Annotated in this window: 10 protein-coding genes; 8 read left to right on the forward strand and 2 right to left on the reverse strand. The window is 71.0% G+C overall.

Translation table 11 applies throughout. From position 1 onward, the window contains the following. Positions 1-35 precede the first annotated feature (35 nt). Positions 36-617 carry a Uma2 family endonuclease gene (locus SNA_RS03310; RefSeq protein WP_198534970.1) on the reverse strand — a complete coding sequence of 194 codons (582 nt, stop codon included), beginning with the start codon at positions 615-617 and terminating at the stop codon, positions 36-38. Positions 618-788: 171 nt separating this feature from the next. Here SNA_RS03310 and clpB point away from each other — a divergent pair, with 171 nt between their 5' ends. Together clpB and SNA_RS03320 are read left to right on the forward strand one after the other, a co-directional pair. Continuing rightward, positions 789-3,422, forward strand: coding sequence for an ATP-dependent chaperone ClpB (gene clpB / locus SNA_RS03315; protein ID WP_044362971.1), 2,634 nt, complete (start codon positions 789-791; stop codon positions 3,420-3,422). Positions 3,423-3,539: 117 nt separating this feature from the next. After that, complete coding sequence (locus SNA_RS03320) at positions 3,540-4,073, forward strand: YbjN domain-containing protein (RefSeq protein ID WP_030066249.1); 534 nt, start codon at positions 3,540-3,542, stop codon at positions 4,071-4,073. A 120-nt stretch (positions 4,074-4,193) separates the two neighbouring features. On the opposite strand, the gene SNA_RS03325 is transcribed toward SNA_RS03320, so the two are convergent. Then, the gene (locus SNA_RS03325; RefSeq protein ID WP_030066248.1) at positions 4,194-5,387 is read right to left on the reverse strand and encodes a pyridoxal phosphate-dependent aminotransferase; all 1,194 of its coding nucleotides are present in this window, start codon (positions 5,385-5,387) and stop codon (positions 4,194-4,196) included. 838 nt (positions 5,388-6,225) lie between these two features. Between SNA_RS03325 and SNA_RS03330 the strand changes: the two genes are divergently transcribed. From SNA_RS03330 to fbaA, 6 genes are all read left to right on the forward strand, one after another. Continuing rightward, a complete protein-coding gene (locus tag SNA_RS03330) occupies positions 6,226-6,747 on the forward strand; it encodes a DUF2617 family protein (RefSeq protein ID WP_030066137.1) in 522 nt (173 codons plus the stop codon). Between the two features lie 224 nt (positions 6,748-6,971). Continuing rightward, entirely contained in the window at positions 6,972-8,741 is a 1,770-nt protein-coding gene (locus tag SNA_RS03335; RefSeq protein ID WP_044362974.1) for a polyamine aminopropyltransferase, read from the forward strand. Positions 8,742-8,823: 82 nt separating this feature from the next. Further along, positions 8,824-9,735, forward strand: coding sequence for an SRPBCC family protein (locus tag SNA_RS03340; protein ID WP_044362976.1), 912 nt, complete (start codon positions 8,824-8,826; stop codon positions 9,733-9,735). Between the two features lie 82 nt (positions 9,736-9,817). Continuing rightward, positions 9,818-10,666, forward strand: a complete 849-nt coding sequence (locus tag SNA_RS03345) for an aldose epimerase family protein (protein ID WP_030066139.1) — start codon at positions 9,818-9,820, stop codon at positions 10,664-10,666. 42 nt (positions 10,667-10,708) lie between these two features. Further along, positions 10,709-11,251 carry an orotate phosphoribosyltransferase gene (gene pyrE / locus SNA_RS03350; RefSeq protein ID WP_030066140.1) on the forward strand — a complete coding sequence of 181 codons (543 nt, stop codon included), beginning with the start codon at positions 10,709-10,711 and terminating at the stop codon, positions 11,249-11,251. A 204-nt stretch (positions 11,252-11,455) separates the two neighbouring features. Next, complete coding sequence (gene fbaA, locus SNA_RS03355; protein WP_030066141.1) at positions 11,456-12,478, forward strand: class II fructose-bisphosphate aldolase; 1,023 nt, start codon at positions 11,456-11,458, stop codon at positions 12,476-12,478. The last annotated feature ends 32 nt before the right edge of the window (positions 12,479-12,510 follow it).

The following is a 12,510-nucleotide window of genomic DNA, read 5'->3' on the forward strand; positions in this document are numbered from 1 at the left end:
GGCCGTTCTGGAAAGCCGGAGGAAGCCAGCGGAAGTCAGAGGAAGTCGGTGGTCTCCAGGTCGAAGGAGAAGGGGGCGGGGAGGGGGAGGGGTTTGCCGAAGAGGGCGGAGTGAGTCTTGCAGTAGTCGCCCTCCTGCGGCTCACTGAACAGTGTCAGCGTGGATTTGTCGCGGTCGACGAGGAGGTAGAGCGGAATGCCGCCACGGGCGTAGGCACGCCGTTTGCCCTCGCGGTCGTTGCGGGGCCTGGTCGATGTCACCTCGATGACCATGGAGACGCCGTCGCTGGGCATCCAAGGGGGCGCGCCCCGGAAGAGGCGCAGGGCAAGAGGGGCGATGGTGGCGTCGGGGATCACGTGGTCCGCGGGCTGGTCATCTGCACTTGAGAGGACGAGTCCCTTGTAGCCCGAGATCTGCATGTCGGTCGCGGACTCTCGCGTCACCTGCCTCGAGATGATGCTCAGATAGTCCTCGTGATCGCCGTCCGTCGGCGGTGTCACAACGATCTCCCCCTCGATGAGCTCGGCCCTGAAGCCGGTAGGCGTGTCCAGGGCCAGAAAGCCCTCCAGGAGGGTGTCTTCGTCGGTGGCCATCGGCTCGTGTGCCATAGCCGTCATGCTGCACCTCCTTGTGGTCGAAGGCCAGTGTCACCGGGCAATGTCAGCGGCGAAGGGGCGTTCGTCGCCGTTCACTCGTACGAGCAGCCTTGAGTGGAATAGACTCAACTTATCGTAGGTTGGTAACTGCAAGAGCAACAGGACACCGCGCACAAGGAGGAGCACGAGCCCGTGGACGCCGAGCTGACCAACAAGAGCCGGGAAGCGCTGGCTGCCGCCAACGAGCGGGCGGTCACCGCCGGGCATGCGGACATGACGTCCGCGCATCTGCTGCTCGCGCTGCTGGCCGGGCAGGACAACGAGAACATCATGGATCTGCTGGCGAGCGTCGAGGCCGACGCCGCCGCGCTGCGCAACGGCGCCGAGCGCCAGCTCGCCGGGCTGCCCAGCGTCCAGGGCTCGACCGTCGCGCCGCCGCAGCCCGACCGCGAGCTGCTCGCCGCCATCGCCGACGCCACCCGGCGCGCCCGCGAGCTCGGCGACGCCTATGTCTCCACCGAGCATCTGCTGATCGGTATCGCGGCGAAGGGCGGGCGCACCGGCGAGCTGCTGGCGCAGCAGGGCGCGAGCGCCGAGAAGCTGGCGGCCGCGTTCGAGGCGAGCCGGGGCGGGCAGCGGGTGACCAACGCCGACCCGGAGGGCACGTACAAGGCGCTGGAGAAGTTCGGTACGGACTTCACCGCCGCCGCCCGCGAGGGCAAGCTCGACCCGGTGATCGGCCGCGATCATGAGATCCGCCGCGTGGTGCAGGTGCTCTCCCGCCGGACGAAGAACAACCCGGTGCTGATCGGCGAGCCCGGCGTCGGCAAGACGGCCGTCGTCGAGGGCCTGGCCCAGCGCATCGTCAAGGGCGACGTCCCCGAGTCGCTGCGCAACAAGCGGCTGGTCGCGCTGGACCTGGGTGCGATGGTGGCGGGCGCCAAGTACCGCGGCGAATTCGAGGAACGGCTCAAGACCGTCCTCGCGGAGATCAAGTCCAGCGAGGGCCAGATCATCACCTTCATCGACGAGCTGCACACCGTCGTGGGCGCGGGCGCCGGCGGCGACTCGTCCATGGACGCCGGCAACATGCTCAAGCCGATGCTGGCCCGCGGCGAGCTGCGGATGGTCGGCGCGACGACGCTGGACGAATACCGCGAGCGGATCGAGAAGGACCCGGCGCTGGAGCGGCGCTTCCAGCAGGTGCTGGTCGCCGAGCCGACCGTCGAGGACACCGTCGCGATCCTGCGCGGGCTCAAGGGCCGCTACGAGGCCCACCACAAGGTCCAGATCGCCGACTCCGCCCTGGTCGCCGCCGCGACCCTCTCCGACCGCTACATCACCTCCCGCTTCCTGCCCGACAAGGCCATCGACCTGGTGGACGAGGCCGCCTCCCGCCTCCGTATGGAGATCGACTCGTCGCCCGTGGAGATCGACGAACTCCAGCGCGCCGTCGACCGCCTCAAGATGGAGGAGCTGGCGCTGAAGAACGAGACCGACGCCGGCTCCGTCCAGCGCCTGGAGAAGCTGCGCAAGGACCTCGCCGACAAGGAGGAGGAGCTGCGCGGCCTGACCGCCCGCTGGGAGAAGGAGAAGCAGGGCCTCAACCGCGTCGGTGAGCTGAAGGAGAAGCTGGACGAGCTGCGCGGGCAGGCCGAGCGCGCCCAGCGCGACGGCGATTTCGACACCGCCTCCAAGCTGCTCTACGGCGAGATCCCGGGTGTGGAACGGGAGCTGGAGGAGGCCGCGGCCGCCGAGGCCGAGCAGGAGGCGGCAAAGGAGTCCATGGTCAAGGAGGAGGTCGGCCCGGACGACATCGCCGATGTGGTCGGCGCCTGGACCGGCATTCCGGCCGGCCGGCTGCTGGAGGGCGAGACCCAGAAGCTGCTGCGGATGGAGGAGGAGATCGGCAAGCGGCTGATCGGCCAGACCGAGGCCGTGCGGTCGGTGTCGGACGCGGTGCGGCGCACCCGCGCCGGGATCGCCGACCCGGACCGTCCCACCGGCTCCTTCCTCTTCCTCGGCCCGACCGGCGTCGGCAAGACCGAGCTGGCCAAGGCGCTCGCGGACTTCCTCTTCGACGACGAGCGGGCGATGGTCCGCATCGACATGTCCGAGTACGGGGAGAAGCACTCCGTCGCCCGTCTGGTCGGCGCGCCCCCCGGCTACGTCGGCTACGAGGAGGGCGGCCAGCTGACCGAGGCCGTCCGCCGCCGCCCGTACAGCGTCATCCTGCTGGACGAGGTGGAGAAGGCCCATACGGAGGTCTTCGACGTGCTCCTCCAGGTGCTGGACGACGGGCGTCTGACGGACGGCCAGGGCCGCACGGTCGACTTCCGCAACACCATCCTCATCCTGACCTCCAACCTCGGCTCGAACTTCCTGATGGATCCGTTGCTGAAGGAGGAGCAGAAGAAGGAGAAGGTGCTGGAGACGGTCCGGGCGGCCTTCCGCCCCGAGTTCCTCAACCGCCTCGATGACGTGGTGGTCTTCCATCCCCTGGGCACCGACCAGCTCCAGCGGATCGCCCGCATCCAGATCGACCACCTCCAGCGTCGCCTGGCCGACCGCCGGCTCACCCTGGACGTCACCGACCGCGCCCTGACCTGGCTCGCCTGGCTCGGCCAGGAGCCCGTCGTCGACGCCCCGGCCCCGGACCTGTCCTACGGCGCCCGCCCGCTGCGCCGCCTGGTCCAGACGGCCATCGGCGACCAGCTCGCCCGCGCCATCCTGGCGGGCGAGGTGCTGGACGGCGACACCGTCCGGGTCGACGTGGACGGCGAGGGCCTGTCCGTGGCGCCCGAAAGGGCCGCGGCCCGGTCCTGACCGCCGGTCCGTGGGCCGACGGCCCACAGCACCCGGCCGTGCCCCGTCCTCCGGCACTTGCCAGGACGGGGCGGATGTGGGGGAGGATGGCAGAGACCATACGAAGGGAATTCCACGGTGAGCATCGACCCGTCCTCGATTCCGAATTTCGGGGGCCAGCCCGAACCCCAGCCGTCGGGGCCTGATGGTCCCGTCGTGCCCGACCAGGACCTGGTCAAGCAGCTCCTCGATCAGATGGAGCTGAAGTACGTCGTCGACGAGGAGGGTGACCTCGCCGCGCCGTGGGAGCAGTTCCGCACGTACTTCATGTTCCGTGGCGAGGAGGAGCAGCAGATCTTCTCCGTCCGTACGTTCTACGACCGCGTCCACGGCATCGACGAAAAGTCGAAGCTCCTGGAAGCGATCGACGACTGGAACCGCAGGACGCTGTGGCCCAAGGCCTACACCCACACCCACGACGACGGCTCGGTCCGTCTGATCGGTGAGGCATCGATGCTGATCGGCACCGGTGTCTCGCTCGAACACTTTGTGTCGAGCACGGTCAGCTGGGTGCGTGCCTCGATCGAATTCGACAAGTGGCTCGTCGAGCAGCTCGGCCTCGAAGCCGAGATCGAAGGCAAGGACGAGAAGCCGGGCGACGACGAGGCCTGAGCCCCGGCACACCCCACCCGGCTGCGCGGGCCCCGGAGCACTTCGCTCCGGGGCCCGCGTCCGTCTGTCCGTCTCTCGGTGTGTGCCGTGTGGGCAGACCCCGGACTCCCGGCCGCCGCCTCAGAGTTTCTGAAGCCGCGCGGCCGCCTCCCGCAGCACCTCTTCCTGCTTGCAGAAGGCGAAGCGGACATACGGTGCGCCGCGGTCCTTGTGGTCGTAGAAGACGGCATTGGGGATGGCGACGACGCCGGCGCGTTCGGGGAGGGCGCGGCAGAAGGCGAAGCCGTCGCCCTCTTGGGACAGGGCGGCGCCGAGGGGGCGGATGTCGGTGGTGATGAAGTACGTGCCGGAGGGCCGGAAGACCTGGAAGCCGGCGCTGGTGAGGCCGGCTGCCAGGATGTCGCGTTTGGCGCGCAGGCCGTCGCGCAGGGCGGTGTAGTACGTGTCGGGGAGGGCGAGGGCCTCGGCGACGGCGTACTGGAAGGGGCCCGCGGAGACGTAGGTGAGGAACTGCTTCGCGGAGCGGACGGCGCCGATCAGGTCCGGGGTGGCGGTCACCCAGCCGACCTTCCAGCCGGTGAAGGAGAAGGTCTTGCCGGCGGAGGAGATGGTGACCGTGCGGTCGCGCATGCCGGGGAAGGAGGCGAGGGGAATGTGCTCGCCTTCGAAGACCAGGTGTTCATAGACCTCGTCGGTGATGACGAGGAGGTTCCGTTCCACGGCCAGTTCGGCGATGGCGGCGAGTTCGTCGCGGGTGAGGACGGTGCCGGTGGGGTTGTGCGGGGTGTTGAGCAGGATGAGCCGGGTGTCGTCGGTGACGGCGTCGCGCAGTTCGTCGAGGTCGAGGCCGTAGGAGCCGGTCGAGGCGTCCGGGCGCAGGGTGACCGGGATGCGGCGGGCGCCGGCCATCGCGATGCAGGCGGCGTAGGAGTCGTAGTACGGCTCCAGTGCGATGACCTCGTCGCCGGGCTCCAGCAGGGCCAGCAGGGACGCCGCGAGGGCCTCGGTGGCGCCCGCGGTGATCAGGACCTCGGTGTCGGGGTCGTAGGACAGACCGCGGTGACCGTAGAAGCGCTGCTGGTGGGCGGCGACGGCGGCGCGCAGTTCGGGGACGCCGGGGCCGGGCGGGTACTGGTTGCCGCGTCCGTCGCGCAGGGCGCGGACCGCCGCCTCTCTGACCTCGTCCGGGCCGTCGGTGTCGGGGAAGCCCTGGCCCAGGTTGATGGAGCCGGTCCGTACGGCGAGTGCGGACATCTCGGCGAAGATCGTGGTGCCGAATTCGGCGAGGCGACGATTGAGCAGCGGTCGGTCCATGCGCGCCATCCTCGTCCGAACCTCTGGAGTTCCTCAACTGTGCTTTGAGCCCGACGGGCCCCGGGCATGCGCCTCGCACAACAGACACGGACGGCCGCCGACGAGGGCGGTCAGCGGCGCACACGGCGCCGGACGGAGCGTGCCTCGCTTCGGGGGACGGAAAGGAGTGTGAGGCAGATGGTTGGTGCCGTGATTTTCATGGTGATTGTTCTGCTGGTGGTGGCACTGGTGTCCTGGGCTGCCCGGGGCGACGGAGGCGGCCGGAAGCGCGGGCGCGGCTACGCGAAGTCGAGCGGCGGCAGCTGGTGGGCCGCCGGCGGCGGCGTCAGCAGCTGCGGATCGAGCGGCGGTCACCACCACGGCGGTGGCGGTGGCCACCATGGCGGCGGTGGTCATCACGGCGGCTGCGGGGGCGGCTCGTCGTGCGGCGGTGGTGGCTGCGGTGGCGGGGGAGGCTGTGGCGGCGGAGGCTCCTGACCTCTCCCGGTGGCCGTGTCGCATGGCCGTCCCTGCCCTCCCGAGCTGCACGGATGTCGTACACATGCACACGGCTCATGCCGTACCGCATATGCGCCCGGCGGGCCGCGGGCCGAGGGCCAACGGCCGCTGGGCGCTTGGTCGTTGAACAACTGAACTGAGGGGCCCTCTAGGGGATGGAAACCCAACGTAGATGGGTAAAACGACTGTGGTCGACCTGCCATCCGTGATTCCCTCTCCCTTAGAGAATCCCCCAGTTCTCGCATCCCACGTGGGCACGAGCCGGCAGGCAGTCGTACATCCCTGATTCCTTCTCGGGCGGGCCGGCCCACCATCCACTGCGTGCTTGCGGAGCCGACCCATGCTCACCACTCTGAAGACGGCGTACACCGATACCCGTGCCTGTGACCTCGCCTGGGCCCTGGGCAGGGAACCCCTGCCGGCGCTGGCGGTGCTGGACCTCCAACTCGACGACGCCCAGGTGCAGTTGAGGCTGCTGGGCGCCTCTCATCAGGTGCTTCTCGAAGAGGAGCACGGTACGTGTTCCGAGACCGTCGCCTGTATGCCGGGCAGCAGTACACCGCTGCCGCTCGGCGTGGCCAAGCGGCTGGGCGACTGGGAGTACGAATTCGCCGCCCATGTCGAGACGCTTTCGCGCGGCTCCTTCGCGGGGCGGGCGCAGGAGCTGCTGGCGCTGGTCGCCGAACATCCGCACGGTCTGGCGGGGACCTTCCCCGGCTCGCCGTACGCCTTCACCGCGATGCTGGCGCAGCGTCAGCACGGTCAGGTGAACTGGCGGACCTGGCACGCGTATCCGCAGGAGGGCCGGCTGGTGGCCACCCGCACGCGGGTAGGCGTACGGGCGGCGGTCGCGGCCGTCTAGACGCGCATCCGACAGGGGGCGTGCCGCCTTTCGTCGCCCCTTGTTCGCCCGGGGCGCGCTGTCCTGGGGCTCCGAGCAGGACGCTTACATATGCCCCCTGCATGGCGACATCGGTGACATGCCCCCGTGCGCCGTGCCGATGACCTCAACTGCCGTGTGTAAAGCGGAGACTGCACTCGTGTGGGTGACAAAAGCGTACGGAACCGTCACGTAGCGTTCATTTCATGATCGACCCGTCAGAGCCCGCTGTTCCCGGCGCCCTCGGGCCGCCGGAGACCCTGGAAGCGGCGCGGCTGCCCGTGCCGTCCGGGCTCGGCCGTCTGCTCGTCCTCGCGGTCGTCTTCGTCTGCGCCGCCTGCGGTCTGGTCTACGAACTCGAACTGGTCGCGCTGGCCACGTACTTGGTCGGCGACTCCGTCACCCAGGCGTCGGTCGTGCTGTCCGTCATGGTCTTCGCCATGGGCATCGGCGCCCTGCTCGCCAAGCGGATGCGCTGCCGGGCGGCGGTCGGCTTCGGCGTGGTCGAGGCGCTGCTCGCGCTGGTCGGCGGCAGCTCCGCGATGGCGCTCTACTCGTGCTTCGCCTGGTTCGGCCAGTCGCGCTCCGCGCTCGTCGGCTTCTCCCTGGCCATCGGGGTGCTGATCGGCGCCGAGGTGCCGCTGCTGATGACGCTGATCCAGCGGATCCGGCGGCAGGACGCGGGTGGTGCGGTCGCCGACCTCTTCGCCGCGGACTACGTCGGCGCGCTCGTCGGCGGACTGGCCTTCCCCTTCCTGCTGCTGCCCCGCCTGGGCCAGCTGACCGGTGCGCTGGTCACCGGCGCGGTCAATGCGGTGGCCGGCGGCGCGCTGGTGCTGTGGCTCTTCCGCCGCGATCTGAGTCCGCGTACGCGCTGGCTGCTGCTCCTGGTCAATGTGCTGGTGCTCGCCCTGCTCGCCACGGGGACGCTGCTGGCCTCGCCCTTCGAACGGGCCGCCCGGCGCGCGGTGTACGGGCCGGGGGTGCGGGTCGCGGTGCAGACCGGCGTCCAGGAGGTGGTGATGACCGGCGGCACGGGCGGCGGAGCCGGTGCGGGACGGGGGAGGAAAGGTTCCGGCGGGCCGCTGGAGCTGTATCTGGACGGCCGGCTGCGGGTCAGCGAGGTCAACGAATACCGCTACCACGAGGCGCTGGTGCATCCGGCGATGGCGGGCGGGCCGCATGCCCGGGTGCTGGTCCTCGGCGGCGGCGACGGCCTGGCGGTGCGCGAGATCCTGCGCTATCGCGCGGTCCGCTCGGTCACCGTCGTCGAACTGGACCCCGGCGTCCTGCACCTGGCCCGTACGGACCCCGGCCTCTCCCGCCTCAACCATCACGCGCTGCGCGATCCCCGGGTCCATACGGTGACGGCGGACGCCTTCGACTGGCTGCGGCAGCGGCGCGCCGCGGCCTCCGGCGGCCGGCTGCCGGGGTCCCCCCGACGCGGGCCGCCGGGCGGGCGCGGGGAGAGCGCACCGTACGACGTGATCGTCTCCGACCTCCCCGACCCCGGGATCACCGCCAGCACCAAGCTCTATTCCCAGGAGTTCTACGGGCTCGCCGCGCGGCTGCTGGCCCCCGGCGGCCGCCTCGTGGTGCACGCCGGGGCGCCGACGGAGCGGCCGCGGTCGTACTGGACGGTGGAGGCGACGATGCGGTCGGTGGGCCTGGCGACCGTCCCCTACCGCGTCCCCGGACAGCCCGCCGACTTCTCCGGCGCCCCGGACCGCGCAACCGGCCCGGAGGGTTCCCTCCCGCCGGGGCGCTGCTCCGCCGTGCCGGCCCCCGGCGGCAACACGTTCTGGGGCTTCGTCCTGGCCGCGCGGCGCCCGCCCCGGCTGGACCTGGCCCCGGACGCCCCGCCGTTGGCCTCCGTCACCCGCGCCGGACTCCGCGCCGACGAACGCGGCGCGGCCGCCGACCGCATCCCGTTCCTGCGGCCGTCGACCCTGATGCATCCGCGCTACCAGGGCTGAGGCGCGGCGGTCCCGCCGCCAGGACCACGGACTCCCGCCGGGGGGTGCCCGCAGCGCCGGGAAACGAATTAGGCTCCCTGCCATGGAGCATGAGGTGTACGTTCCGTTTCCCGCCGGGACCGTGCGGCAGGCGCTCACCGAACCGGAGCGCGTGGCGCGCTGCGTGCCCGGTGTCCAGCTCGACGCCGACGCGGCCCCGCACATTCCCGAGGGCCGCCTCCGGCTGCGTATCGGCAGCTCCACCATCACCTATCGCGGCACGCTGACGATCGCCAGCGGTGCCTCCTCGCAGGAGGACGCCGAGCTGGTCTTCGAGGCGAAGGGGACGGAGTCGCGCGGCGACGGCGCGGTCGCCCTGACGCTGACGGTCCGTCTGGTGCCGGCCACCGAGCCCGCCCCCGGTACGACGCTGGCCTGCACCGGCGCGCTGCGCGGGGACGGCCGCCTGGCCGAGGCCACCGACCAGGCCGCCGAGGCCGCGGGCCGCCGCCTCCTCGACCGTTTCGCGGAGAACCTCGCGGCGGATCTGGAGCGGCATCCGGTGGAGGACCCGCCCCAGAAGCCGTCCGGGACCGCGCCTGAGGCGCCGTCCGGTGAGCCCGCCGGGCGGGGGATCTTCGAGACCGAGGTGCCGCCGCCGTCGCTCGACGCCGGTAGCGAGGTGGACGCGGGGGATCTTGAGGAGGCGGACGACCAGGAGCTCGACGAGGTGGATGCCGCGCTCGACGGCGACCTGGTGCGCGAGGCGGACCTGGACGGCGACGGCGAGGACGAGCTGGGTGAGGTGCCGGCCGAGGCCGCACATGCGCGCCGGACGATGATCGGGCGCAGCGCCGAGGAGGTCGACCACGCACCGCCGCGCGGGCGGTATGCGCCGGTGCCGCCGCCGGAGGTGAACACCGCCTCGGCGACGCTGCGCTGGGCGGCACCCGCGGCGGCGGTGGTGCTGGCCTCCGCCGTGGTCGTCGGCCGGGTGCTGCGCCGCCGGCGCTGAGCGGGGCGGACTGCGGCGGGACGGCCGTGGCGGTCGGCGGTGGCGTCGCAGCCGTCCGCGGGCCCACCGTTAGGGTCGTGGCGTGAGCACCGACAACACCACCCGGAGCGCGGCGCCGACGCGGGCGGACGACGTACGACTGGCCGCCGGGGACGCCGAAGTGACCGTCCGTCCGGACCTCGGCTGCCGCCTGGGCAGCCTGCGCGTCGGCGGCGTGGAGCTGCTGCGGCAGGGCGACACCTACGGCAGCTTCCCGATGGTTCCGTGGTGCGGCCGGATCGACCACGGCCGCTTCCGCAACGGCGGTGCGCTGCACCAGATGCCGGTCAACGCCGCACCGCACGCCATCCACGGCACCGGCCGCGATCTGCGCTGGCGCACCGCGCGGGCGGGCGCGAGGGAGGCCGTCTTCACCTACCGCCTGGCCGATCCGGCCGCCCCCTGGCCGTATCCGGGCACGGTGACCCAGCAGGTCGAGCTGGCCGAGGACGGCGGCTCGCTCACCCTGACCCTGGGTGTCGAGACGATCGGCGACTCCTTCCCGGCGCAGGCCGGCTGGCACCCGTGGTTCCGGCGGAATCTGGGCGACGGCGGGGCGGATGTCACCGTCGACTTCGCGGCGGAGTGGCAGGAGGAGCGCGGCGCGGACCATCTCCCGACCGGCCGCCGGATCCCGCCGAAGCCGGGGCCCTGGGACGACTGCTTCGGGATGCCGCAGGGCGTGCATGTCACGCTCACCTGGCCGGGACGGCTCCAGCTGACGGTGGCCAGCCGCGCCGAGTGGGTCGTGGTCTACGACGAGCAGGCGGAGGCGGTCTGCATCGAGCCGCAGTCGGGCCCGCCCAACGGGCTCAATACGCTGCCGCACCTGGTCACGCCCATCGATCCGCTGGAGGTCTCCACGACCTGGAGCTGGCGGACGCTGTCCTGAGCGCCCGGTCCGGGCCCTGGGGCAGGCTCTAAGCTCATGGCCATGAGTGACGACGTGCGCGGCGAGCTGCTGCAGCAGATCAAGGACAAGGCCGTGGTGCACGGCAAGGTGACGCTTTCCTCCGGCAAGGAAGCCGACTACTACATCGACCTGCGCCGGATCACCCTGGACGGCGAGGCCGCGCCGCTGGTCGGCCGGCTGATGCTGGACATCACCGCCGACCTGGACTACGACGCGGTGGGCGGGCTGACGCTGGGCGCCGATCCGGTCGCGACCTCGATGCTGCATGCGTCCGCCGCCCGTGGCCGCCGGCTGGACTCCTTCGTCGTCCGCAAGGCGCAGAAGGCGCACGGTATGCAGCGCCGTATCGAGGGCCCGGACATCAAGGGCCGCCGGGTGCTGGTCGTCGAGGACACCTCCACCACCGGCGGCTCGCCGCTGACCGCCGTCGAGGCAGCGCGCGAGGCGGGCGCCGAGGTCGTTGCGGTTGCGACGATCGTGGACCGGGGCGCGGCCTCGGCCATCGCCGAGGCGGGCCTCCCGTACATCACCGGCTACCAGCTCGGCGACCTCGGCCTGGCCTAAGCGATCTTGCCTGACGGTCGCACCGCTTTGACCTGCGGCTTTCGCAAGGGGCGGTCGGTTTCACGTGAAACCGACCGCCCTTTTGCATGAAGGCCGGACGGGCGATGTGGAGCGAACAACCGAGTCTGGGAGGATGGCCCCGGCGAAAGTCCTCGCCCCCTGGTCAGGGAAGAACGCACACCCGCCTACACAAGGAGCGGACAGATGCCCATCGCAACTCCCGAGGTCTACAACGAGATGCTCGACCGGGCGAAGGCAGGCAAGTTCGCCTACCCGGCCATCAACGTCACCTCGACCCAGACCCTGCACGCCGCACTGCGTGGTTTCGCGGAGGCCGAGAGCGACGGCATCATCCAGATTTCCACCGGCGGTGCGGAGTTCCTGGGCGGCCAGTACAACAAGGACATGGTCACCGGTGCGGTGGCGCTCGCCGAGTTCGCGCATGTCGTGGCCGCCAAGTACGACATCACCGTCGCGCTGCACACCGACCACTGCCCCAAGGACAAGCTCGACGGGTACGTCCGTCCGCTCCTGGACGTCTCCGCGGAGCGCGTCGCCAAGGGTCTGAACCCGCTCTTCCAGTCCCACATGTGGGACGGCTCGGCCGAGACCCTCGCCGACAACCTGTCCATCGGCCAGGAGCTGCTCGCCAAGGCCGCCGCCGCCAAGATCATCCTTGAGGTCGAGATCACCCCGACCGGCGGCGAGGAGGACGGCGTCACCCACGAGATCAACGACGAGCTCTACACCACGGTCGACGACGCGATCCGTACCGCCGAGGCGCTGGGCCTGGGCGAGAAGGGCCGCTACCTGCTCGCCGCCTCCTTCGGCAACGTCCACGGCGTCTACAAGCCGGGCAACGTCGTGCTGCGCCCCGAGCTGCTCAGGGACCTCCAGGAGGGCGTGGCCGACCGGTTCGGCAAGCAGAACCCGTTCGACTTCGTCTTCCACGGCGGCTCCGGCTCCACCGAGCAGGAGATCGCCACCGCGCTGGAGAACGGCGTGGTCAAGATGAACCTCGACACCGACACCCAGTACGCCTTCACGCGCCCGGTCGCGGACCACATGTTCCGCAACTACGACGGCGTGCTGAAGGTCGACGGCGAGGTCGGCAACAAGAAGACCTACGACCCGCGCAGCTGGGGCAAGCTGGCCGAGGCCGGTATGGCCAAGCGCGTGACCGAGGCCTGCGCCAACCTGCGCTCCACGGGCACCAAGATCAAGTAAGTCCGTACGGGCTTTGAAGGGCCCCGCATCCG

The sequence above is a fragment of the Streptomyces natalensis ATCC 27448 genome, assembly GCF_000935125.1.
GTDB classification, from domain to species: Bacteria; Actinomycetota; Actinomycetes; order Streptomycetales; family Streptomycetaceae; genus Streptomyces; species Streptomyces natalensis.